A 23,329-nucleotide genomic window follows, 5' to 3' on the forward strand; every position below is an offset into this window, starting at 1 on the left:
CTCGACAATTTTAATGACGGTCTCGAACGGCGCTATATTGTGGTCGACTGCACGCGTCCGCCCTGCGTACTAGCGGAAAGCGGCGCTCCGCGATGAGCACAAAATCAGACTCCGATCAACCAATTGGAGTCTGACATGGAAACCAAGCAAACGCGGGAGCCGTGGAACAGAGGCAAACCAATTGGGCAAAAGCCACCGCTGAAGCTGAAGGACATTTGGGCAATACGAATTTATCTCCAGAATGCGCATGCGGTTCGCGATCTTGCGTTGTTCAATGTCGCAATCGACAGCAAACTACGCGGCTGTGACTTGGTCAACCTTCGTGTTCGCGACGTGATGCACGGTGGTCAAGTGTTGCCCCGGGTGATGATTGTGCAACATAAAACACAGCGTTCGGTGCAATTCGAGTTGACCGAACCCACGCGATCAGCGGTGATTGCCTGGGTTGAGAAGGCTCACTTGAAGCCGGAAGGGTATCTTTTTCCTAGCCGTGTTCTGAGCTCCCCTCACGTCTCTACGCGGCAATATGCTCGGATCGTACATCGTTGGGTCGCAGCCGTTGGTCTCGACTCAGCGATTTACGGCACCCATACGATGCGGCGAACTAAGGCAACGTTGATTTACAAGCGTACGAAGAACCTCCGAGCCGTTCAACTCCTGCTTGGGCATTCCAAGCTGGCGAGCACAGTCAGATACCTTGGCATCGAAGTTGACGATGCGCTGGAGATCGCCGAGCAAACCGAGATCTAGCAAAGCCCTTATCGGTCGCACGTCGACGGAGTTCGATCAGGACCGTGCGTCCGCTAATTCACCAGATACCGAGCGTGTACTGCCGGCCATGAGCGGCTGTTCGCGGACATCGCTCCGAACGACCGCAGCTCAGAACCTAACGGCCGTTCGTCGTATCTTGCAATCACCGCACTCTGCAGGTTCGTTGACGTTCGGAACGGTCTCATCGCGATTGCGAATGCGTTTTCACATAATCCACCAAAGCTTTTAGCTTCGAGGGCAGCTGCCGCCTGCTTGGGTAATACAGAAAAAAGCCCGGAAATGTCGGGGAAAAGCTGCTCAGCACGCGCGTCAACCTTTTGGCCTGCAAGTGGGGAAGCGCGATTTGCTCGAATGTATAAGCCAACGCAATGCCGTCCAACGCAGCCTGGACCGAGAACAACGAATCGCTAATAGTCAGATTGCCGCCGACGTCGTACTCGACGAGCTGACCATCGACCAGGAGCTCCCACTTGTAAATGGCTCCACTACCGGAGAACCTGAATCGGACGCAATTATGATCCTCAAGATCCGAGGGATGCTCCGGGATGGATCGTTGCTTGAAGTAGTCGGGCGATCCGACAATGACCACGGGTATCGGACCGCCCAAAGGCACCGCAATCATGTCTTTCTGAACACTTTCTCCCATTCGAATGCCGGCATCAAAGCCGCGCTCGACGATGTCAACGTAGCCCTCATCGTTTGTCAGCTCAATCTGGATGTCAGGATAGGCCTGCAGAAATCCCGCCAGCAGGGGCTGGAGCACCATGACGGTGGAAATGCGAGCTGCATTGATGCGCAACAGACCCGACGGCTGCCCCTGCAGCGCGTGAATCTGTTCTCCTGCGTCAAGTACGTCGCTCAGCGCCGGTCCGATCCGCGAAAGGTAGGCTTCGCCGGCTTCAGTGAGACTAATGCTGCGAGTCGTCCGGTTAAGCAATCTGACACCGAGCCGCGCCTCAAGATTCCTGATGGCCTGACTGAGCGCGGAAGGGGAAACCTCAAGCGCTGCTGCAGCCACGGTGAAACCGCGGTGCTCCGCGACCTTCCAGAACGCAAGAAGTCCGTCGAGTTGGTTGAGTCTCATATTGTGAAGATTATCTTCATACGGCGTTGAGTATTTGGGTGTTTTTCTTCTTAGTCATTGTGCCTACAGTGGGGGGCATTGGGAAGCGAGCTGTTCTGACCGACGGTTTTCGTCACGCAAGCCTGCTGCGCCCGTCGCGAGTTCGCCCTTTTTTCCACTACGACCCGGAGACACCCCATGCGTCAGCGTCAACTTGGAACGAACGGCCCGATAGTGTCGGAACTCGGTTTCGGCTGTATGAGCCTGAGCTCCGGCTACGGCGCACCAACCGAAAGGCAGGCGGCGATTGCGGTCATCCGTGCGGCCTATGAGGGCGGCGTCACCTTCTTTGACACAGCTGAGGTGTACGGCTTTCGGGCGAACGAGGAGTTGGTCGGTGAGGCGCTTGCACCCTTTCGCGAAGAAGTGGTCATCGCGACGAAGTTTGGTTTTGACCTGGATGCCTATCCGGGTCTGAACAGCCGTCCGGAGCACATCAAGAAGGTGGCCGACGCATCGCTCAAGCGCCTGAAAACCGACGTGATCGACCTGTTTTACCAGCATCGCGTTGATCTGGACGTGCCAATCGAGGAAGTAGCCGGCGCACTGAAAGACCTCATTCGGGCGGGCAAAGTGAAGCACTATGGCCTGTCGGAAGCGAGTGCTCAGACCGTGCGCCGCGCTCATGCGGTCCATCCGGTGACCGCCGTGCAGAACGAGTATTCACTGTGGACGCGCGATTGGGAAGCCACCGTACTGCCGATCTGTGAAGAACTAGGTATCGGCTTTGTTCCATGGAGCCCGCTGGGCCAAGGTTTCCTGACCGGCAAGATTGATGCGGGCACGAAGTTCGACAGCGCAGTCGATCTGCGCGCCCAATTCCCTCGCTTCACACCCGACGCTATCCGCGCCAATCAGCCCGTACTCAATCTGCTCAACGACCTGGCCGCGCGTAAACATGCGACCCCCGCACAAATCGCTCTCGCCTGGCTGCTCGCTCAGGCACCGTGGATAGTGCCTATTCCGGGCACGACCAAAATCAAACGCGTCCAGGAAAACCTCGGCGCCGCAGAGGTCAAGCTCGAAGACGCCGACTTAGCGGAGATCGCCAAGGTCTTCGCGAACATCAAGGTTCAAGGTGAGCGCCTTTCGGAAGAGCATATGGCAAGCATTGACCGCTGATTGCAGGATGTCGCTCAATTAAGTGAGATGTAAATCCTGCGATTCAACAACCCGCCCGGTTCCGGAATTCGGTATCGGCACAGCGTCCCCGCGGTTGAGAGGGCTGCAATGTGGGAAGACGCGGCGCGCCTGACGAGTCAGGCGGCGAACCGGTCTCTCGTACCGTAGACAGCGCCCTCTTCTTTCCAATCTACGTCAGGTGAGACAAGTCCATGTCAGACAAGAGTTCAGAGAAAGACCGTCGGCGCCAGCCCACGACCGAGGCCGAAACCGCCCACAAAACCTCGCGGCGAAACTTCCTGAAGATTGGCGTTGTCAGTGCGACCGCAACTCCGTGGTTACGACCCGTCCAGGCAGCAACGTCCGGCAAGCAGCCGGTCATCACTGACACGGCAGTACTAGCCGCTGGCGAACATCGGATCCGGCTTGACGTCAACGGTCAAACGCATACGCTTAATGTCCCCACGAACGCGATCTTGTTGGACGTCCTACGCGATCGCTTGCAGCTCACGGGTACTAAAAAGGGCTGCGACCACGGTCAGTGCGGCGCCTGCACCGTTCATGTAAATGGCCATGCAATCAACTCATGCTTGTCCATAGCGGTACAGCACGACGGCGATCGGGTCACGACCGTTGAAGGCTTGGAGCGCAATGGTCAGCTTCATCCGGTTCAGGAAGCGTTCTGGGAACACGATGCTTACCAGTGCGGCTACTGTACGCCCGGGCAAATGATGAGCGCCGTCGCCATTTTGAGCGATCCCGACATTCCGTCCGATGATGAAAGCGTGCGTGAAGCAATGAGCGGCAACATTTGTCGATGCGCGGCTTATAAAAACATCCTCGCGGCGATTCAGGCCGCGCGCGCCAAGATGAAGGACCTGCCCAATGCGTGACTTCACTTATGCTCGCGCCGAATCCGCTAATCAAGCGGTTCTAGACCATGCTCGCGCGCCGGAAACGTCCTATCTTGCCGGCGGCACCTCACTGCTTGATCTGGTCAAACTGGACGTAATGCGCCCGAACCAACTGGTCGACATCAACCGTCTTCCGCTCAAACAGATTGAAACGCTGCCGGATGGACGCCTGCGGATTGGTGCGCTGGTGACCAACACCGAACTTGCACGGCATCCTCTCGTGCGAACCCGCTACCCGGTGCTCTCGGAGGCGCTGCTGGCTGGCGCATCGACACAACTTCGCAATAAGGCAACGACCGCCGGCAATGTGATGCAGCGCGTGCGTTGCAGCTATTTCCGGGACGGCCTTTCAGTGTGCAACAAGCGCAACCCTGGATCGGGTTGCGCGGCCATTGGCGGACACAACCGCAGCGTTCACGCGGTGCTTGGCACCAGTGAGGACTGCATCGCCACCCATCCGTCCGACATGTGCGTCGCGATGACAGCAATTGGCGCACAAGTGACCGTGCAGGGACCTGGTAGCGCGCGCGATATCGATTTTGCGGATTTTCACCTGTTGCCGCGGGATACGCCCTGGAAGGAGCATGCATTGCGTGCGCACGAGCTTATTACCCACGTCACGCTGGATGCGCCGCTCGCAGGCAGTCGATCGGGTTACCTCAAGCTTCGCGACCGTGCCTCCTATCAATTCGCGTTGGCATCAAGCGCAGTCATCGTCGTGCTTGATGGACAACGCGTTCGGGAGGTACGCATCGCCCTTGGTGGTGTAGGCACCAAGCCATGGCGTGCTCGGGACGCCGAGGTCGCATTGATAGGGCAAAACGCATCGCCGGAGGCTTTTGAGCGCGCGGCAGGCGTTGCGTTCCAGGACGCCCGCCCGTACACCCAGAACGCGTACAAAGTGCCGCTCGGGCGGCAAGCTATTGTCCGCAATCTTCGTGATCTGACCGCGTAGGGGAATGTATGGCTGAGCAGTTTATTGGAGTTCCGCACAAACGTGTCGAAGGACGGCTCAAGGTCAACGGCACGGCGCGCTATGCAGCCGACCATCCCGTCAACGGCATGTTGTTCGCTTACGGTGTCTATAGCACGATCGCCAGCGGGCGCATCCTGGCAATTCACGATGAAGCTGCTCGGCGCATGCCAGGTGTTGCGGGTGTGTTTCACCACAAGAACGTCTTCGAGCTGCATCGTGCGCCCAAGACGCAAGTGGATCTTGGCGAGATCCTGTCCTGGCGAATCATGGAAGAACATCGTCTGCCTTTCGAGGACGACAATATTTACTATCCCGGTCAGTTCGTTGCGTTGGTCGTTGCTGACACGTTTGAGCACGCCCGAGCCGCCGCACACAACGTCAAGGTGGACTATACCGAGCGTGCTTCAATTAAAAGCCTTGCCGAAGGGCTCGCCGCGAACGGGTCCCGCAAAGGCGGTGGCCATTCTCGCGGCGATCCAGAACTGGCCCTCAGGACGGGCGAGCATCGCATCGACGCGATCTATACAACCCCCGTCGAAACCCACAATCCGATGGAAATGCATGCAACGACAGCATACTGGCAGTCGGGGCGCCTGATTGTGTACGAGTCGAGTCAAGCTGTGGTCAACCACCGTAATGTGCTTGCCGATGTCTTTGACCTTACGCCTGATCAAGTCGAGGTTCGCGCACCTTTTATCGGCTCTGGTTTTGGCAGCAAGCTATGGACATGGCCGCATTCGATCGCGACCTGCGCAGTCGCGCGCTTGGTCAACAGGCCGGTTCAGTTGGTCGTGCCTCGTGCTCAGATGTTCACAACCGTCGGGCACCGGCCAGAAACGCGGCAACACGTGCGTCTCGCGACAGACACCGCAGGCAAACTCATGGCAATCAGTCACGAGTCATACAACAGCACGTCTACCATTGAGGAATTCACTGAAACATGCGGTGACATGACCAAGAGCCTGTACTCATGCCCGAATGTCTTGATGAGTAACAACAACAGTGCAGTAAATCGCGGCACACCCACATCAATGAGAGCGCCAGGCGCAGCGCCGGGTCTCTTTGCGTTGGAGTCGGCTATCGATGAAATGGCTTTGTCGATCGGGATGGATCCGTTGGCATTTCGCCAGTTGAACGTGTCGGTGAAAGACGAAAGTACGGGCTTGCCGTGGTCGAGTAACCATCTACAAGAAGCGATGGCCCATGCCGCCGAGCGGTTTGGCTGGAAGCAGCGCAATCCGCAAATCGGAGCGATGCGTGAAGGCGACACTATCATCGGATACGGCATGGCCGCGTGTAACTGGGAGGCGTTCCGCGTCGCTTCGGACGCCCGCGTCACCTTGCGCGTCAACGGGTCCGCACTGGTGCAGTGCGGCTTGCAAGATATCGGGACCGGCACTTACACCGTGTTCGCTCAGACCGTGAGCCAGCTGACGGGCTTGCCGTTGGAGCGTGTCGAGGTCGAGTTGGGAAGCTCGTCGTTTCCTCCCGGTCCGGTATCCGGGGGCTCATGGGCCACAGCGAGCGGCATGGCGGCGGTCGCCGGTGCCACGCGCGCAGCGTTAAAGCGCATCAAGCAATATGCAGTGGCTGAATCCGGACCATTCGCCGGCGCATCTCTGGATTCCATTGGCGTAGAGAGCGGGAATTTAACTTTTGGTGCACGACGGGTTTCGTTCGCCGACGTCTTGAACAGTCAACGGCTGGCCCGCGCCGAGGGCTCGTTCCACAGCGAAGGCGTCGACATGACAAAGTATTCCTTCCGCTCGTTTGGCGCGCACTTCGTCGAAGTACGTTGGGACCCCGGCATTTCCCGGCTGCGCGTGGCAAGGGTGGTCAGCGCGATTGATGTCGGCAAGGTGATCAATCCGCTGGCCGCGCGCAATCAGGTGGAAGGCGGGATCGTGATGGGGATTGGTATGGCCATGTTCGAGGCGGCCGAATACGATGCCCGTGACGGATTACCGGTAAACAATAACTACGCGGAATATATGGTCCCGGTACATGCTGACCAACCTGAGGTCGACGTCATATTGCTCGATTACCCCGACTATCAGCTTAGCGAATTCGGCGCTCGCGGAATTGGCGAAATTGGCGTAACAGGGCTTGCTGCTGCAATTGCCAACGCGGTCTATCACGCCACAGGCAAGCGGATTCGAAGCCTTCCCATCACGCTCGACAAGCTCATGGATGATGTACCGGCGGTTTCGACCTGAGCATTTCTACTTCGATAGGCAGAACCCCTTGATTGCACAGTGGCCGGGACGCTTCTTTCTCCGGCCATTAAGTCTCAGTCGATTAGCGGCCGTCATTCGAGGGTTCCCAACTCCACGATCAGGCGGTCCGGAAATATAAAGATTCGTCGCTTTAGGCAATGAATACCACGATCCATGTAGCCAATTCGACCAGCGGCCCGACACACGTAGCTTGCATTGAAAGGGCCTGCACAGTGACCTGTCCGGAAGGCCGCATTTGCCACCACCTGTCGCACGTTCGCAATTACGAAACCATGAAAAAGGAGAAACACATGACTGACAAAACAGTTTGGGTCATCACCGGCGCTGGCCGTGGATTGGGCTTAGACATCGCCAGGGCGGCGCTCGTAGCTGGCCACGCTGTCGTGGCCACCGGCCGTGACCCTAAAAAAGTCACGGCGGCAATCGGCGAGCACGACGACTTGCTGGTCACCACGCTCGACGTTACCCGTCCCGAGGACGCCCAGACTGCGGTCGAGGCCGCCATCGGCAAGTTCGGACGGGTTGATGTGCTGGTCAACAATGCGGGCGACTTCCACGCGGGTTTCTTCGAGGAGCTCACCCCAGAACAAATCCGCGCTCAGATCGAGACACTGCTGTTTGGTCCGATGAACGTCGCGCGCGCCGTGCTGCCCGTGATGCGTAAGCAGCGCTCTGGCCTGCTGCTCACTATTTCCTCGACAGCCGGCATCTCGGGCGGAATGTTTTGCACGGCGTATGCTGCTGCAAAGTTTGGCATCGAGGGATGGATCGAGTCGCTCGCGCCAGAGATTGCGCCCTTCGGCATCCGCACGATGCTTGTCGAACCCGGCTTCTTCCGGACCGAATTGCTGACCGCGGATTCCACCACATACGCACAGCCCGCTATCGACGACTACGCCGAGCGCACGAAGGAAACCATCACTGCCTGGAGTGGGATGGACGGCAAGCAGGGTGGCGACCCCGCCAAGCTCGCAATTGCAATCGTTCAGCTTGCCGGACTCGACGAGCCGCCAACACGTTTCGCCGCCGGCGCCGACGCCGTACAGACCTTCGAGGCCAAGGGCAAGACTTTGCTCGCCCAGGCCGAAGCCCACCGCAAGCTGTCTTCCTCCCTCGCCCACCACGACGCCTGACCTCTCCTCCTCAGCTCAAAGCACACAGGACGTACCCATGACATGGCCACTCACCGGTGCCGTCGCACTCGTCACCGGGGCGAGTAGCGGAATCGCCCACGCCGCGCGTCCGTGAGCGAGTTGTGGATCATGCCGACCGACCAGGCCTAGCCAACGCAATGACAAGATAAATTATTCAGTCAAACCATTGGCTTGGTGAAATATCGTCAATTTCAGAGAGGCCCTAAAAATGAAGAAACACATTGTCGGCATGACCGCCGCCATTGCATTGGCTCTTGCGGCGGTGGTTCATGCGCAGAGTGTGCAGGCGCCTGGCTACATGATTGCCAACTACACGATCAAGGACCAGGCAGGCTTCAAGAAATACATGGAAGCAGCCGGATCGCTGGCTCCTAAATATGGCGGCAAGATCATTGTCTTTAACCTCAATGCGACCGCAGTAGAGGGCAGACCAAAGTCAGTGATGGCCATTGCCGAGTTCCCGAGCTTGGCCGACGCCCAGCGGTTCTACAACTCACCGGAATATACGGCCGCAAGGAAATTCCGCATCGAGTCAACTGAAGGGTCGGTAATTATCACTGAAGGATTCGGTCCTCCGAAGCAGTAACAATGAAATGAGGCAATGACGTGCGCCGTTGAATGACCGGTTCGGGTCTCGAAAGCGGTCCTCGAACGGTGTGTGATTGACTGACCGTTCAGGTTCGGGAGTGTGAGTTCGCTGATGCAGGAAGCTGCCGTTCGGCTGCTCGATGCTGTCTACGTCAGCAATCCGCCGCATTGCTGACGTAGAACCCAGGCCACCTCAACGTCTGTTAAGGCCGATGACGCGACGCAGGCCATCGGCGGTCGAATGGCCGTTGACGGAGCGAAGCAGTCGCACGAATGGTTAAAGGTCGGCCGCGAAGAATGTCTCTTGGCCGTAACCCGGTCCGATGTCGAACAGCCGAAGTCGGACCCACAAGAGACGACCCGTTTTCTCTTTGAGAGACGTTCGATGTCTCTGACCTCCAGTCTTTGGCCAACCAGCCGATATAAGGTGCGGGATCGCAGGCAACCGAAGGCGCGGTGCCAACTTCTCCTTGGGGGACTAACTAGGGCCATGGATATTCAACGGCTCAATATGCAATTTCACGTTCGCCATCACGTGTGCCATTGTTGGCAGCGCGTTGTTGCCAATTTCGTCGGAAGCACAACAGGTTCAGTCTGGGTTGAATCCGTCTGAAGCCCGTCTGGTTAACGATCATGTCGAGACCGAGCGAATTCGCGCGAGATGGGAAACGGAGCTCATCCAGCTTGGAATGACGGGGCGCCTTTCGCATTGTCGGCTAATGCTCCAAGCCTTATATGAAGACACGAAGGACGAAAGCTACGGCGCCGCGTGCAGTTTCGAAGGTGGTAACCGATCACGTGAAATATTGATCTGCGATGACACTCTCATCGGCCGCCTCGCCATCAGGGCCTGGGGTTACGTAGCGTCTGAATCCGACGTGTTAAGCTCCACGAAAACGAACTACCCGGCGGGCGTGTGAAGGCGCCAACAGCTCCACGTTCGTCTTCTGGGCGAATTGGTCAGCTTGAGTCCATTGCTGTCACTCTCATCGGCGGCGTACGACGGAAAACCACTGGTTCATCGGCCGATTGCCGACCGTTTGCCACTGCAGCAAGTACTGGTTGCGTACGTCGCCAGACGACCACTCTCCCGTGCTGCTCGAGGTTTCATTTTAGAAGCCCAGGAGTGGTTCTCGTCAAATGGTGGAGACACGGGGCGTGTCCAGCATGCCGGCTGAGTGAATCAGAAACGTTCGTAGGGCTATATCGCCGCGCTGATATGACTCCCCGTGTCAACAAGGATCGGTTTTGAGGGCTTTCTTCATAGTCGATTCTTGAATTTCCTGAGGGCGGCGTAGCAGTAAGTCTCGACGGTGGATCAGGGTGATATTCGCGGGTTGGTTGCCGCATTACGGAGGTCTACATGAACGTCCCCCGTTTGCGGAGGTTAATGCCGACGCTGGACATCGTCCGTTTTGCGTCACAGCTATTTCACCTACGACATCGAACAACCTGATACCGTCCCGGGCAATACTCGCAGACCGAGGGAAGCGACCAACGTCAGTCAGCCCGCGAGAAAATGCGCACCGGCTACAACGACCACGCCGGCAATGAGCGTCACATACGGCCAGACGCCCGCCCTCTTCTGCACATCCGTATCACCAAGCCCCATATCGTCTGTCATCGCGGTGGGAAATTGCCCCTTATCGGTGACGTAGTGCCGCCAGACAAAAACCGGCACGATCAACGCAGCGAACACGATCCCTGAGACCAGCGTCCCTTTTCCCCACGTATCGGCACCCAGCCCCATAAGGGCGAGATTGACGAAAGACAGGATCGTGCCGGCCACGAGCAGCCATGTGGAAGCGCGGAACGGTCTCGACCAGCTTGCTCGATCGAAACGATGAATCCACGTCGCGTTCAGATTGAGGAAATTGAAAATGATGTATCCGACGTTCGACATCGCGAGCACGAACACATAGTCGGACATCAGCAAAAGGACAAGGTTGAATCCAAGGTCGGTCCACATGGCGCGCGTAGGTGCGCCATTGGCATTCACTCGTCCGAGGTACTTGGGCAGCCAGCCGTCCACAGAGGCCTGATAGAGGGTGCGAGAGGAACCCGCCATCGATGTCATGATCGCCAGCACGAGTGCGAGCACAAGCATGGCCATAAGAACGTGTTCAACGAGCGCACCGCCATGCACGATACTTCCCATTGCCTGCGCCACGCCCATGCCACTATAGATGCCCGGCGAAAGGATCCCATCGTAGACGGCAGCTTGCGTGACTGCGCCGGAAGCGTCCTTGACCTCGGGCGTCACGAGTTGACCCAGCCCCAGGGCGCCTTGAAATGCCAGCGGCACGAGCGTAAAGAACACGATGCACAGCAAGCCGGAATAGATGATCGCCTTGACCGTATCGCGCCGCGGATCGCGAAACTCTCGCGTATAGCAGACGGCAGTTTCGAAGCCATAGGTCGACCATGCCGCGATAAACAGCCCGCCCGCCATCAGGGTGACGCCGCTCATGTCCCAGGCGCCGTCGATGACCTTGCCCGCTGCGTCCTTCGCGAGCGGATAAAGCGGAAACAGGTGCTGTGCCGGCAAGTCGCCCGTGAAGATCGGGTAAAGACCCACCAGCAGCAGCGGCAGCAGCGCTGCAATCGCCAGGATCATCTGGATTCGTGCAGCCTGCAGGATGCCTCGGTGCTGGATGGCGAACGTGATCAGCAGGATCGCGGCTCCAAGTATGAACGTCGCGTTGATCCGCAGGCTCAGTCCGCTCGCCATCCAGCCCAGGTTCACCAATGTCAGCTGCCACGTATTCACCAGCGAATCCGGCGGGAACAGCATGTTGAGAATGTAGCCGCCTGCAAGGCCTGAACCAATCGCCAGCACCGGCGACCACGCGAACCAGTTGCACCACACTGAAAGCGGTGCAAGCAGCTTGCCATAACGCACCCATGCAATTGCTCCGTACACCGACGCACCACCGGATTTGTGCGGGAATAGCCCGGCGATCTCGGCATAGGAGAACGACTGGATGAACCCGAACATGATCGAGATCACCCAGATCAGCCACGATGGCTTGCCGACCGTCGCCGCTATCGAGCCGATCGAAAACAGCACCAGCGCGGGTACCCCGCTAGCGACCCAGAATGCGCCGACCCAACTAATTTTCCGGTGTAGCATCGGCGGTGCGCCAGCCAGATCCCCAAGAACACCCGGCGATCCCATTTCGTTCGTCACGCTCATGTCACTCTCCGTTCGGTAGCAGGAATACTTCAATCGCAGGGCTCAGCCCTTGGCGGTGCGCTTCAGCTTGTCGGGATCGTCAAACGGCATCGTGTGGGCGATTGCGTGCATGCGGGCGTCGCCGCGCAGTACTTCCACGCGCCGCCCATGCACCGCGTACGGCGTGTCGAGGCGCGCGATCGCCATCGACTTGCCGGTTAGGCGGCTCACCATCGCACAGGTGATGACACCAACCCGCTTGCCGTCAGCCCATACGAAATCGCCGCCCTGCGCGGCTTCGCTGCTATCGATCAGCAAACCGAAGATCTTGAAGCGCTCCCTGCCTTGCAGCCGGAAATGCTCCGGTGCGCCACGAAACTCCGTCTTGCCCGGCGACACGGTGAAGTCGAGGCCGAGCTCCCATAGCGAGTCGCCCGGTGGCTGGTCCGCGAAGGGGTACATCTCGGAGTTGTCATAGGGATAGAACATCAGGGAGCTTTCTACCCGCAGCCAGTCGAGCGTCAGGAACGCGCATGGCACGATGCCAAACGCGGCACCTTCCGCAAGTACCGTGTCCCAGATCGATGGGGCGTCGGCTGCCTTGCAGAAAATTTCGTAACCGCGTTCACCGGTGTAGCCGGTGCGCGAGATGGTCACGGGCTTCCCGTAAAGCGTGGTCTGGAGATGATGGAAGTAGCGCAGTTCGCGAATACCCGGCACGCGCTCAGCGAGAAAGTCGACAGCGTGCGGCCCTTGCAGCGACAGGTCGTGCAGGTCGTCGTCGAACAGTACAGAGACGTTGCGCCCCATCGCGCCGCGCGTCAGCGCTTCGTGCCCTGCTCCGCCGCCATGCACGACCATGAACGCATTAGGGCCGTTGCGATAGATGATGCAGTCGTCGACAAAAAAACCCCGTTCATCGAGCATGGTCGCGTAGACGGATTTGCCCGGATAGAGCCTGGACACGTCGCGCGACGTGATCTGGTCGATCAGCATCTCGGCATGGGCGCCCACGATATGCAGTTTCTTGAGTCCCGATACGTCCATCAGGCCCGCTTTCGTGCGAATGGCTTCATGCTGGTCCGCCAGATCGGCCTCGTAGGTCCAAGCGGTACCCATGCCATTCCAGTTCTCGAGCTTCGAGCCAAGTGCGAGATGCCGCGACGCCAATACCGACGTTCTCCATGAATTCGCCATCGATGCTCTCCGTAGTGTTCACCGGGCAACCCGCGGCCATGTCAGCCCAGTTGCCGCCTGGTTCAGTTGCCTCTGTATACGACGATTAGAGCGACGCCAAAACGCCACGGCAATGCTCCCGACGGAGTACCACCACGGCCGGATTGGCGCCGACAATATCGGCACCGACAATGCGGGCTGTCATTCCGGCAATCCTCTTTTGAGAACTGTCATGAGCCTGAAACGCCACTTCACGTTGACGCTGTCCTGTCCCGACCAGATCGGCATCGTGGCCGCCGTCAGCGATTTCCTTGCGAAGCATCACGGTTGGATCACGGAGTCCAGCAACCACGCGGATGAAGAAAATCAGCGTTTCTTCATGCGCCAGGAGATTCTCGCGGACTCGTTCCAGCTCGACCTGTGCGGCTTTTGCGACGCTTTCGCGCCGATCGCGCGGCGCTTCGGCATGGACTGGCGGGTTGCCGACAGCGCGCAAAAGAAGCGTGTTGTGATCCTCGTGTCGAAGCTCGAACACTGCCTGTACGACTTACTGGCACGCTGGAAAGCCGGCGAACTGGAGGTCGAGATTCCCTGCGTGATCTCGAATCACGACACCTTCCGCGATCTGGTCGAGTGGCATGGCATAACGTTCCATCACGTGCCCGTCACGCCCGACAATAAGGCCGGCGCGTACGCCCGGGTGGCACACCTGTTCGACGAAGCCCGGGCCGACGTCATGGTGCTCGCGCGCTACATGCAGGTGTTGTCGCCGGACATGTGCCGCGACTATGCCGGGCGCATCATTAACATCCACCATTCGTTCTTGCCGGCATTCTCCGGGGGCAAGCCCTATCACCAGGCGTACCAGCGCGGCGTGAAGCTAATCGGCGCGACCTGCCACTACGTGACCGAGGAACTGGACGAAGGCCCGATCATCGATCAGGACGTCATCCGTATTGACCATTCCGATTCGATTCCCGATCTCGTGCGCTATGGCAGAGATATCGAGAAGACGGTGCTGGCACGCGGGCTGCGCTATCACCTGGAAGACCGTGTGCTGACCCACGGGAACCGCACCGTGGTGTTTCGATGAGCGCTCGCGTAATCGACGGCCGTGCCCTCGCCACCGGCCTGCGCGTGAAATACGCCGAGAGCGTCGCAGAACTAGTGCGCAATGGCATCGTGCCGGGGCTAGCGGTCGTCATGATCGGCAGTGACCCGGCTTCGCATCTTTATGTGAGGAACAAGATCCGGGCATGCGACGAATGCGGCGTGAGGTCTTTTCTTCATGCGTTATCCGCCGATGCGACCGAGGCAGAGGTCCTCGACTTGATCGGCGAGCTGAACGCGGACCCGTCCGTGCATGGCATCTTGGTGCAACTGCCCTTGCCGCCGCAGATTGACGTCCGGCGCGTGCTGGAGACGATCGCCGTGGACAAGGACGTCGACGGTTTCCATCTCTACAACGTCGGCGCGCTGACGGTGGGCGAGTCGATCTTTCCGCCCTGCACGCCTTACGGGGTGCAGTTGCTGATCGACCAGACGGGCATCGAGATAGAGGGCAAACATGCGGTGGTGGTGGGCGCCAGCAATATCGTCGGCAAGCCGATGGCGCTCATGTTGCTGCAGCGGCTTGCCACCGTGACCATCTGCCACGCGAGGACGGTGAACCTCGCGCATCACACCATTTCGGCCGATGTGCTGGTCGTCGCCGCCGGCAAGCCGGGCCTGATCGTGCCGCAGATGGTAAAGCAGGGAGCCGTGGTGATCGACGTGGGCATCAATAAGCTCGCCGATGGCAAGATCGTCGGCGACGTGGACTTCGAAGGCGTGAGGGACAAGGCATCGTGGATCACGCCGGTTCCTGGTGGCGTCGGGCCAATGACGGTGACCATGTTGATCAGGAATACGATCCGCTCGGCGCAAAGGCTGCCGGCCGGCTCGTTCGACTGATCTTCACACTATCTTCTTTGATCCCGCAGCCACAGCGCGGCTTCGAAGCGATTCTTGAGCGAGAGCTTCCTGAGCACATGCTTCACGTGCACCTTGACCGTGCTCTCCGCAATGCCGAGTGAGCGCGCGACGATCTTGTTCGACGCCCCTTGAGCGACGAGCTCCAGGGTCTCGCGCTCACGCTCGGTCAGATCCTCCCAGAGTGCGTGCCGCGCACGCCCTTCGGCTGGAGAAAGCCCCGCAGGAAAAGCTAGCACCCGGTCCGAGACGACATCGACCCCGCGCGCGGCTTCCTTGACCCTCGCGCACAGTTCCTCCGGTTCCATGTCCTTCAGCAGATAACCGCGTGCGCCGGCGTCGAAGGCGCGATCGAGATCGGCCTTGTTATCGGACACTGTCAACATCACGAAGCGCGCCGTGCAACCTGCGGAACGTGCGGCCCTGACCAGGGTCGCGCCGTCGATGTCCTTCATGTGCAGATCGATCAGCGCGACATCGGGCATATGTTTCAGCACGGCTTCTATTCCTTCGTGCCCACAGGACGCCTCGGCCACCACGTCGAGTTCGAGGTCGGCTGAAATAAGCTGCCTGAGGCCGCGCCGGAACAGCGCGTGATCGTCGACGATGACAAGCCGCACCGGAGCGGAGACCGCCGCGTTGGCAAAGACGGCAGTGGAAACGGGCATGGCAGGTGTGCTGTTCACATTCAGCCTCATGGGACCACGGATGACCCGGGCCGGAATTTCAATCGTACTTCGGAACCGGCAGCTGCGCCGGCCAGGGGATGGTTTGTGGCACCGATCTCGATCCGGCCACCCAGTCGTTCGCTGCGCTCACGCATGATGCTCAGGCCGTAGTGACCTGCCGGATCGGCAGCGTCGGTGGCAAAACCCTCGCCATCGTCGAGCACCGACAACGTCAGTTCGCCGCCACTCTCGCTAACACTGACACGCGCATGATTGGCGCGTGCATGTCGCACCACGTTGCTCAGCGCCTCGCGGGCGATCTGCAGCAGATGCAACTCCTCTTCGGGCGACAGGTCGATCTCTTGCACGCGGCAATCGAGTTCGATACTCGTGCGCGTGACGCCGGACAGGTCGTCGACGATCACCTGCAACGACTGCGCGAGCCCGCCCGCCCCGACACTGCTGCGAAACGCGCTCAGCAACTGCCGCAAATTGCGGTACGCGCTATCCACGCCAAGCCGCAACTCGGCTAGCGACTCCTCCCAGTCGCGCGCATCGATCCCGGCAGCGAAATCCGCGTGGCGAGCCTGTGCCTGCATCCGGGCCAACTGGATCTTGACGAATGAGAGCGTTTGCGCGAGCGAGTCGTGCAGTTCGCGTGCTATCGCCGCCCGCTCTTCCATCAGCGCCACACGCCGCTGGCGCCGGCTGCGCAGCAAGTTACCGATGGTCACCGCCAGCAGGCTCGCGAAGGTGTCGAGCAGACGTTGCTGGCGCCGCTCGAGCACATACTTCGGCGTGACTTCGAGCGCGAGTACGCCGTAACGGTCGACCGCGTCGCCAATCGGCATCACGAGCAGTGCTGGCTGTCCGTCCGGCGAGGCATCGAAGCGCTGCACGCCCTGCTCTGCCGCCAGCCGGTGCAAGCTCATGCCGGCTGGCATCCGCACTGTCCCGCGAGCGGCCAGCACCGCGGGCAACGACAGTTCGGCCGCTGCCACGTCGTGGATCAGCAGCGCGCCGCACTGTGCACCCACGCAGTCGACCAGTTCTTCGAGCAAACTGCGCAACGCCTCTTCATCGGGCGCGGAGGCGGCAAAAAGGGTACTGGCCCGAAACAGCAGGTCGAGCGCGCGACCCGAGTCTCTCGACTGATCGACAAGCGTACGCTCCAGGTATTCGCTGTTGGACTCGATGCCGGCACAGCGCGACGCCAGCGAGGTCAGGAGCGCCGCAAGGCGAGCGATCTCATGGGACGCACCATCGAAGGGACCGCGCGCACTAACGCCGATAGCATCGATCTGGTTCAGTGCATCGCGAGGAATAACGACGAGCACCCGATAGCCCGAAATAAACAGCGCGCCGAAACCGACAGCCAGCAATACAGCGAGCCCGGCCTGGAGGATGCTCACGAGCCCTGGCGGCGCGACGTGCTCCGCTGCCTGCAGCACGAAACCTGGATGCGACGCAAGCCACGCCTGCGTCTCCACCGTTGCCAGCAGCATCACGCCAAGCAGCGCGAGCGCGGATAACCACACGACGTACCGTGCGAACAACGGGTAACTGATCGAGTGAACGAGCGGCGAAGGTCGCGTCACGGGTCTCCTTCGTAATGGCGCCGCGGGCAGCGGGCGTTTTGATATCTGGAATAACAGCGTTAACCAAGCAACTTCTGGACCAAATTGTGCTTGTCTTCTTCGATTGAACTTACCTGCCAGGGGCGGTTTTTCCCCGATGACGCTGTTCATCTTCGCCGTGCTGCTTCTTTGCGCGCTGAGCGCCATGGTGCTGTGGCCGGTTCTCACCCTTGCCGCGTTGCCGCTGACGGGCGTTGCGGTGGTGTTGGTCGTGGCGGTAGCGGGCGGCATCGGCGTACCTGCGCTCTTGCTCTCGCGCAGGCGGCCGCGACGCAGCGCCCAGCACGTATCGCTTGCCGCCGAGCGCGAAGCGCTGGCGAGCTACATCGATCATGCGTTCCGCCCCGCCTTGCTCGTGTCCGGCAACAACGTGTTGCGGGCCAACCTCGCGTTGCTGAAAGAGCTGGGCATGAGCAGTTCCGGCGACGACATCATCGGCATGCCCTTCGAGAACATCGTCCATCCTCGCGATCAGCAGCGCGTGCCGCAGATCCTCGAACAGCGTGACGGCCACGACGAAGTCCTCACCTTGCTGCGCGCCGACGGCTCCTCGAGCAGGCTTCACGTCAGCGTGTTTCCCGGTGCGCATCCCACGCTGCGCATGCTGCAACTGGGCGGCACGCTGGTAAACGGCGAACGCTCGACGCAGCCGCCCGGCAGCACATGGCCGCACAAGCTTGCTGCGCGCCTTGGCGACGTGCTGTTCGCACTCGACGACGAACTGGCCGTGGCCTACATCAGCCCCGCCTGGTCGCTGGTTGCGGGTGCGGGCTCGGCTAACGCGACCGGCACCCCGCTGCTGCAGTTGTTGCATCCTGAAGACCGCGCTGCCGTGACCCAGGCCTTGCGCGAAGCCGTGCGAAACAGCGGCGCCGCCACGCCGGTCGAAGCGCGCGTGCTGAACGCACAAGGACCGCTGTGCTGGATGGAGATTCGTGCTCGCGCGCTCTCCCCTGCGGCCGACGATCCCCTGCCCGGCGCAGTGATCGGCGTGATGATCGACGTCACGCGGCGCAAGCTCAACGAAGAAAGCTTGCGCGCGCAACGGCGTAGCCTGCGCACGCTGGTGGACAACGTGCCCGGCATGATCTATCGCGGCCACAGTGACCGGCGCTGGTCGATGGAGTTCGTCAGCGAAGGTTGCCTCGAACTCACCGGCTATCCCCCCACCGCGCTGATGGGAAACGGCCCGGTGGGCTTCGGCGACCTGATTCATCCCGAAGACCGCGAATACGTGTGGACCAGCGTGCAGATGCGCACCGGACGCGGGGAAGGGTTCGAGCTGACCTACAAGATCATCGACCGCGGCGGCAACATCAAGTGGGTCGCCGAGATCGGCCGAGGCATCTTTTCGGCGACCGGCGAGCTGCTCGGCCTCGAAGGGTTGATCACCGATTTCAGCTCGCGCCAGCGCGTGCAGGAAGATGCGCGCCGGCGCCTGATCTACGAGTCGACGACCGGCCTGATGAACCACAGCGTCCTGCTCGACCGGCTCGCCTTCACGTTCGCGCATGCCACCGCGAACGGCTACCGGTTCGCCGTTGCCTACCTGGGCTTCGGCGGTCCGCAGTCGCTCGCGCAGGAATACGGCCCGGCCGATGCCGACCGCCTGATGATCGAACTCGGCAAGCGGCTGAAAGTGCTGCATACCGACTGCAACGGCATCGGCCGTCATGACGATGCGGGCTTCGTATGCCTGTTGACGGATTTCACCTTCGGCGCGGGTCCGCGATCGCATGCCGCGGCAAGCCCGGACGAGAGTCAGGTCGAGCAGCGGCTGGGCCGATTGTTCGAGGGAATCGGCATGCCGGTCCGGCTGGACCATCGCGAGTTCGCGTTGCGGATGCACTGGTCGCTGGTGTGGCATGACGCCGGCCGGCATCGTGTGCCCGGCCAGTTGATAGAAGAAGCGATCGACACGACCACCGCGCATCTCCACGCGCTGAGCGGATAAGCCCCGCCTCCCGCGTTAGCTCCTCACGCGGCGCTTGGTCGGGTCGTAATGCGGAAAAGGCACCACGTCGACGGCCAGCCTCTTGAGCTTTCCATCGAGCTTGCCGATCTCGAAGCGCGAGCCTGGCTCCGAATACAGGACATCGACACGTGCGAGCGCGATCTGCTTGTCGAGCAGCGGTGAGCGCGTTGCACTGGTCACCTGCCCGATTTGCGCCCGGCCGTTATAGACGATATCGCCGCTGGCGAGCGCTTCAGCTCCCTCGCCGATCAAGCCGACCAGCTTTTTCTGGGGCCTGAGTGCGCGCGCCGCAAGCGCCTCCTTGCCGACAAAATCCGAAGGCTGGTCGAGTGCCACGCAAAAGCCGATCGCTGCTTCGAAGGGATCGGTCATCGGACAGAACTCCTGCCCCGCGAAAGCCAGGCCGGCTTCGATGCGAAGCATATCGAGCGCAGCCATGCCCAACGGGGCGATACCGTGACCGGCGCCCGCATCCCAGACCGCATCCCAGACCCGCGTGGCCTCCGACGGATGACACCACAATTCAAACCCCAACTCGCCGGTGTAGCCCGTTCGGGACACGATTACGGGTACACCTTCAGGACCGCCGATGCGCCCCACGGTAAACCGGAACCACTTCAGCGTCTCGGCGCTGCTGCGGGCAGGCGGCGTCCACAAGACCTCTCTGAGTACGTCGCGGCTTGCCGGACCCTGCAGTGCGATGTTATGCAGGCGATCGGTCACGTTGCGCACGAAAACCTTGAGCCCGAGCGCCACGGCCTGTTCCTGCAGCCAGAGCCCAGTCGTATCTTCGCCGCAGACGAAGCGGAAATTGTCCGCGCCCAGCCTGAATACCGTGGCGTCGTCCATCATCCCGCCGTGCGGATGACACACGGCTGTGTACACCACCTGTCCAACCGCGAGCTTGCGCATGTCGCGTGTCTGTACATGCTGGAGCAAGGCCTGCGCATCGGGACCGGTCACGTCGAACTTGCGCAGCGCCGACAGGTCCATCACCGCGACGCGTTCACGGCATGCCCAGTACTCGGCCATCGCACCGTAGCCGGTGAACTCGTGTGGCAGCCAGAACCCGCGATAGTCCACGAAGTGTTGCGCAAGCGCGCGCGTGCGCGGCGCGAAGGCGCTGTCGCGCGTCAATCTGGGCGTGGCGTCGGCAGTCATACGGTGGGCGATTGCGCTCGGAAAGGAACGATGCGCGTCGTACACGCGCACCAGGATGTCGGTGGGTTGCCAGCCATTGGCGGCATCGATATCGTCAGCGCACGACGAAACGGCTAGCAGCAAGTCGCGGCTCGCGCGCAGCAGAACATAGTCGCCAGCCCGCGACCAGGGTTCGTCGAACACCAGCGTGCCGCACGGCTCGATCCGCGTATTGAAGAAGAAGTTGATGGCGGTCCAGCCCGGACGCGGCGCGATGCCATGCGGCGCCAGCACCGTGTTGAAGTTTTCGCTGCAACTGTCGTGGCCGGGGTAACCCGCGTCCTCGTAATACTTGCGCGTGCAGGCGAGCGCAAAACTGTCGTGGCGCCCTACCGTGTCCTGCACGACTTCGAGCATCGCCCGCATGCGCGAGTCGTAGTACTTCGCATGCAAGCCGGGTTGCGGCACATCGCGGCCCATCAGCGTACGCGTAACCGCAGGGTCAAGTGCGAGCGCTTCGCCGCGCGCGAGCGCCGCGGCGTCGAAGGCGAGCAGGTCCGAACACTGCCGCCCTTCCACGTCTATCACCTGCACGTACTGCCCTGCTGCGACGCTCAACGTACGCGCCGACCCCGCGGCCACGCGATATTCGGCAAGCACTTCAGCTAGGCGTGCGCGTTCGAGCGGATCGGGATGCGGCGGTGCGGGCTTGTCGGTTAGATCGTCAGCTAAGTCGTCGGCTAAGTCGTTGGCTAAAGGCGGCAGATCGAATTCCGGCAGCTCGCCTGACAACACTTCGTTCAACATACCGCCGTCTCCGCGAGCGCACGATAGGACCCGCGGCAAAACACCAGCGGCTCGCCGTCGCGCGCCCTCAGCGACTGCACTTCGACCACGAAGATCGTATGGTCGCCACCGTCGTAGCGCGCATATGGGCGGCATTCGAAAATCGCCAGCGCATCGCTCAACAGAGGACTGCCCGACTTGCCGCGAACGTAGTCGAGACCGGCCCATTTCTCGGTGCCGCCTCTCGCGAACCGTGTCGACAGTTCGTGCTGGTCGTGCCCAAGCACATGAATCGCGATGCCTTCGGCCGCATCGAACGAACGATGGCATGGCGAGGTCTTACCGATGCTGAACAGCACGAGCGCCGGCTCGAGCGACACTGCGTTGAACGAACTGACAGTCACGCCCACCGGCCCGGAATCGGCATCGTGCGTAGTCACGACTGCGACGCCGGTCGGGAAATGGCCGAGCGTCGTGCGGAACTCGCGCTGATCCATCATGCCGCCGCTGCGGTCTGCAGTTCGGACAGCAGGCCGTTGGCGAAGGCCATCTTTTCGTCGCGGGACATCTTCTTCAGCTCATTCGAAAGCACGCGCTGGTTGACCGACTGGCTCCAGTAGTCGAGCACCTCGAAGCCGAGCAACGCCGACTTGCCCACGAACTGCCGCAGCACTTCATTGGTCGGCCCCATCACCCAGCCGGCCTTGCCGTCGCGCAGCAGGCGCTCGATCTGCAGGCCCGGCTTGTAGCCCGTGCCGCCGCATGCGTGCAGCATCTTGTCGGTCACGTGCGAGACATTCTTCGCGGCAAAAAACTTCACTTGCCACAACCAGTGCAGCATGCGCGAGCGCGGCAAGTAGTCCGTGTCCGCATGCAGCTCCCAGTCGCAATTGCCCGTCAGCGCGTCGAGCGACTGCGCGGCGAGATACACATACGAGCGGCTCGCGTTGGTGTCGATGATCGCTTCGCCCACGTAGTCCTGGATGGTCGGATAGTCGGCCACGCGCATGCCGACGTCGGCGTGAGTCTTGCGCGTGGTGTGATTCTTCGCGATGTCGATAGTGGCGAGCGCAATGCCGTTCCAGCAAGCCGACGAACACGTCAGGAAGAACGGATCGACCACTTCGTCGTTGGACTTCGCACCGTCGCCGACCGGGCCGACCAGGCCGGTATCCGGCAGCACCACCCCTTCGATCGAGATCGGGCCCGACTGGTTGCCGCGCAACCCGAGGCCGTCCCAGTTGGCAGGGTCGGCCTTGACCTGATCCTTCTTCACGAGAAAGCAGCTCAGGTTCGAGTAGTCGCCACCGAAATCCGGGCTGGTGGTCTGGATGATGTACCAGTCAGCAAAGCCGCCCGAGGTTGTCCACGACGCTTTCTTGTTGACACGCCAGCCGCCGTCCACACGCTCTGCCCGCGACGACATCGGGTACCAGAAATGCGAGCCCGTCTCCGGATCCGAATACGACAGCGTGCCGATCAGCACGTCGCGGTCGATACGCGTAAGTATGTCGCGCAGCGCCGGGTTCGTGTGATGGCGAAACAGCGCGGCGGCCGTGGCGCCGAGGTGCATCGTGTAGCACATCGCGGTCGACGGGCAGCCGTAGCGGGCGATCGTCTCGACGATCATGGCTGCGCACAGGTGGCTCTGGCCGCGGCCGCCAAGTTCCTTCGGCACGATCAGCCCAAGCAGGCCGAGTTTCGCCAGTGCTTCGAAATTCTTGCGCGGATAAACGAAGCCCTTGTCGCTTTCGATGGCGTTGGCGCGCAGCGTTTTCTGGCATAGCGCGATCAGTTGCGTCTGCAAGTCCTTCTGCTCGTCGTCGAGCACCCATTGCGGGTCCCATTCATAGCCGAGACCCCAATAGCGTTCCTCGCCCCACATCTTCGCTGCTTGCATCGTCATGACAGATTCC

At 60.7% G+C, this 23,329-nt stretch carries 18 protein-coding genes; 10 read left to right on the forward strand and 8 right to left on the reverse strand.

Translation table 11 applies throughout. From position 1 onward, the window contains the following. Positions 1 to 135: 135 nt before the first annotated feature. Complete coding sequence (locus EOS_RS18050) at positions 136 to 750, forward strand: tyrosine-type recombinase/integrase (RefSeq protein WP_047848039.1); 615 nt, start codon at positions 136 to 138, stop codon at positions 748 to 750. Positions 751 to 952: 202 nt separating this feature from the next. On the opposite strand, the gene EOS_RS18055 is transcribed toward EOS_RS18050, so the two are convergent. Further along, positions 953 to 1,855: a LysR family transcriptional regulator gene (locus EOS_RS18055; protein WP_047848040.1), complete on the reverse strand. Its 903-nt coding sequence runs from the start codon at positions 1,853 to 1,855 to the stop codon at positions 953 to 955. Positions 1,856 to 2,032: 177 nt separating this feature from the next. Between EOS_RS18055 and EOS_RS18060 the strand changes: the two genes are divergently transcribed. The 6 genes from EOS_RS18060 to EOS_RS18085 all read left to right on the forward strand — a co-directional run bounded on the left by EOS_RS18060 (position 2,033) and on the right by EOS_RS18085 (position 8,883). Continuing rightward, positions 2,033 to 3,016 carry an aldo/keto reductase gene (locus EOS_RS18060; protein WP_047848041.1) on the forward strand — a complete coding sequence of 328 codons (984 nt, stop codon included), beginning with the start codon at positions 2,033 to 2,035 and terminating at the stop codon, positions 3,014 to 3,016. A gap of 212 nt (positions 3,017 to 3,228) precedes the next feature. Then, positions 3,229 to 3,909, forward strand: a complete 681-nt coding sequence (locus tag EOS_RS18065; protein ID WP_047848042.1) for a (2Fe-2S)-binding protein — start codon at positions 3,229 to 3,231, stop codon at positions 3,907 to 3,909. Beyond that, complete coding sequence (locus tag EOS_RS18070) at positions 3,902 to 4,885, forward strand: FAD binding domain-containing protein (protein ID WP_047848043.1); 984 nt, start codon at positions 3,902 to 3,904, stop codon at positions 4,883 to 4,885. Before EOS_RS18065 ends, EOS_RS18070 begins: the two co-directional genes overlap by 8 nt. Before the next feature lie 8 nt (positions 4,886 to 4,893). After that, complete coding sequence (locus EOS_RS18075; RefSeq protein WP_047848044.1) at positions 4,894 to 7,122, forward strand: xanthine dehydrogenase family protein molybdopterin-binding subunit; 2,229 nt, start codon at positions 4,894 to 4,896, stop codon at positions 7,120 to 7,122. Between the two features lie 311 nt (positions 7,123 to 7,433). Continuing rightward, entirely contained in the window at positions 7,434 to 8,276 is an 843-nt protein-coding gene (locus EOS_RS18080) for an SDR family oxidoreductase (protein WP_047848045.1), read from the forward strand. A 229-nt stretch (positions 8,277 to 8,505) separates the two neighbouring features. Further along, positions 8,506 to 8,883, forward strand: a complete 378-nt coding sequence (locus tag EOS_RS18085) for a DUF1330 domain-containing protein (protein WP_047848046.1) — start codon at positions 8,506 to 8,508, stop codon at positions 8,881 to 8,883. Between the two features lie 1,506 nt (positions 8,884 to 10,389). Here the strand turns inward: EOS_RS18085 and EOS_RS18095 are convergent. Both EOS_RS18095 and EOS_RS18100 read right to left on the reverse strand, forming a co-directional pair. Next, complete coding sequence (locus EOS_RS18095; protein ID WP_047848135.1) at positions 10,390 to 12,063, reverse strand: APC family permease; 1,674 nt, start codon at positions 12,061 to 12,063, stop codon at positions 10,390 to 10,392. 60 nt (positions 12,064 to 12,123) lie between these two features. Next, on the reverse strand, positions 12,124 to 13,257 hold the full coding sequence (locus tag EOS_RS18100; protein WP_047848048.1) for an aminomethyltransferase family protein: 1,134 nt from the start codon (positions 13,255 to 13,257) through the stop codon (positions 12,124 to 12,126). Positions 13,258 to 13,468: 211 nt separating this feature from the next. Here EOS_RS18100 and purU point away from each other — a divergent pair, with 211 nt between their 5' ends. Continuing rightward, entirely contained in the window at positions 13,469 to 14,329 is an 861-nt protein-coding gene (gene purU, locus EOS_RS18105; protein WP_047848049.1) for a formyltetrahydrofolate deformylase, read from the forward strand. Then, positions 14,326 to 15,189: a bifunctional methylenetetrahydrofolate dehydrogenase/methenyltetrahydrofolate cyclohydrolase FolD gene (gene folD / locus EOS_RS18110; RefSeq protein WP_047848050.1), complete on the forward strand. Its 864-nt coding sequence runs from the start codon at positions 14,326 to 14,328 to the stop codon at positions 15,187 to 15,189. Before purU ends, folD begins: the two co-directional genes overlap by 4 nt. A gap of 8 nt (positions 15,190 to 15,197) precedes the next feature. Here the strand turns inward: folD and EOS_RS18115 are convergent, their stop codons facing one another. Together EOS_RS18115 and EOS_RS18120 are read right to left on the reverse strand one after the other, a co-directional pair. Beyond that, a complete protein-coding gene (locus tag EOS_RS18115; RefSeq protein ID WP_200908664.1) occupies positions 15,198 to 15,893 on the reverse strand; it encodes a response regulator in 696 nt (231 codons plus the stop codon). A gap of 8 nt (positions 15,894 to 15,901) precedes the next feature. Beyond that, positions 15,902 to 17,473 carry an ATP-binding protein gene (locus EOS_RS18120; protein WP_053063946.1) on the reverse strand — a complete coding sequence of 524 codons (1,572 nt, stop codon included), beginning with the start codon at positions 17,471 to 17,473 and terminating at the stop codon, positions 15,902 to 15,904. A 136-nt stretch (positions 17,474 to 17,609) separates the two neighbouring features. On the opposite strand from EOS_RS18120, the gene EOS_RS18125 reads away from it, so the two are divergent. Continuing rightward, positions 17,610 to 19,466, forward strand: coding sequence for a PAS domain-containing protein (locus EOS_RS18125; protein WP_047848051.1), 1,857 nt, complete (start codon positions 17,610 to 17,612; stop codon positions 19,464 to 19,466). 15 nt (positions 19,467 to 19,481) lie between these two features. On the opposite strand, the gene EOS_RS18130 is transcribed toward EOS_RS18125, so the two are convergent. The 3 genes from EOS_RS18130 to EOS_RS18140 are packed head-to-tail and all read right to left on the reverse strand — an operon-like array spanning position 19,482 to position 23,319. Then, positions 19,482 to 21,434: a DUF1989 domain-containing protein gene (locus tag EOS_RS18130; protein WP_053063947.1), complete on the reverse strand. Its 1,953-nt coding sequence runs from the start codon at positions 21,432 to 21,434 to the stop codon at positions 19,482 to 19,484. Next, complete coding sequence (locus EOS_RS47760) at positions 21,428 to 21,913, reverse strand: flavin reductase family protein (protein ID WP_047848052.1); 486 nt, start codon at positions 21,911 to 21,913, stop codon at positions 21,428 to 21,430. Before EOS_RS47760 ends, EOS_RS18130 begins: the two co-directional genes overlap by 7 nt. Then, positions 21,910 to 23,319 (reverse strand): acyl-CoA dehydrogenase family protein, encoded by a 1,410-nt coding sequence (locus EOS_RS18140; protein ID WP_200908665.1) that lies wholly within the window; start codon positions 23,317 to 23,319, stop codon positions 21,910 to 21,912. The genes EOS_RS47760 and EOS_RS18140 overlap by 4 nt, the downstream gene beginning before the upstream one ends. Positions 23,320 to 23,329 lie beyond the last annotated feature (10 nt).

The organism is Caballeronia mineralivorans PML1(12) (assembly GCF_001028175.1).
In the GTDB taxonomy this organism is placed as follows: Bacteria; Pseudomonadota; Gammaproteobacteria; order Burkholderiales; family Burkholderiaceae; genus Caballeronia; species Caballeronia mineralivorans.

What these genes read in the sequence shown, in the direction of transcription:
- EOS_RS18065 (WP_047848042.1), top strand. Translation starts at nt 3,229, where the DNA reads ATGTCAGACAAGAGTTCAGAGAAAGACCGTCGGCGCCAGCCCACGACC.
- purU (WP_047848049.1), top strand. Translation starts at nt 13,469, where the DNA reads ATGAGCCTGAAACGCCACTTCACGTTGACGCTGTCCTGTCCCGACCAG.
- EOS_RS18140 (WP_200908665.1), bottom strand. Translation starts at nt 23,319, where the DNA reads ATGACGATGCAAGCAGCGAAGATGTGGGGCGAGGAACGCTATTGGGGT.
- EOS_RS18075 (WP_047848044.1), top strand. Translation starts at nt 4,894, where the DNA reads ATGGCTGAGCAGTTTATTGGAGTTCCGCACAAACGTGTCGAAGGACGG.
- EOS_RS18060 (WP_047848041.1), top strand. Translation starts at nt 2,033, where the DNA reads ATGCGTCAGCGTCAACTTGGAACGAACGGCCCGATAGTGTCGGAACTC.
- EOS_RS18100 (WP_047848048.1), bottom strand. Translation starts at nt 13,257, where the DNA reads ATGGCGAATTCATGGAGAACGTCGGTATTGGCGTCGCGGCATCTCGCA.
- folD (WP_047848050.1), top strand. Translation starts at nt 14,326, where the DNA reads ATGAGCGCTCGCGTAATCGACGGCCGTGCCCTCGCCACCGGCCTGCGC.
- EOS_RS18085 (WP_047848046.1), top strand. Translation starts at nt 8,506, where the DNA reads ATGAAGAAACACATTGTCGGCATGACCGCCGCCATTGCATTGGCTCTT.
- EOS_RS18130 (WP_053063947.1), bottom strand. Translation starts at nt 21,434, where the DNA reads ATGTTGAACGAAGTGTTGTCAGGCGAGCTGCCGGAATTCGATCTGCCG.
- EOS_RS18050 (WP_047848039.1), top strand. Translation starts at nt 136, where the DNA reads ATGGAAACCAAGCAAACGCGGGAGCCGTGGAACAGAGGCAAACCAATT.
- EOS_RS18055 (WP_047848040.1), bottom strand. Translation starts at nt 1,855, where the DNA reads ATGAGACTCAACCAACTCGACGGACTTCTTGCGTTCTGGAAGGTCGCG.
- EOS_RS18070 (WP_047848043.1), top strand. Translation starts at nt 3,902, where the DNA reads ATGCGTGACTTCACTTATGCTCGCGCCGAATCCGCTAATCAAGCGGTT.
- EOS_RS47760 (WP_047848052.1), bottom strand. Translation starts at nt 21,913, where the DNA reads ATGATGGATCAGCGCGAGTTCCGCACGACGCTCGGCCATTTCCCGACC.
- EOS_RS18095 (WP_047848135.1), bottom strand. Translation starts at nt 12,063, where the DNA reads ATGGGATCGCCGGGTGTTCTTGGGGATCTGGCTGGCGCACCGCCGATG.
- EOS_RS18080 (WP_047848045.1), top strand. Translation starts at nt 7,434, where the DNA reads ATGACTGACAAAACAGTTTGGGTCATCACCGGCGCTGGCCGTGGATTG.
- EOS_RS18125 (WP_047848051.1), top strand. Translation starts at nt 17,610, where the DNA reads ATGACGCTGTTCATCTTCGCCGTGCTGCTTCTTTGCGCGCTGAGCGCC.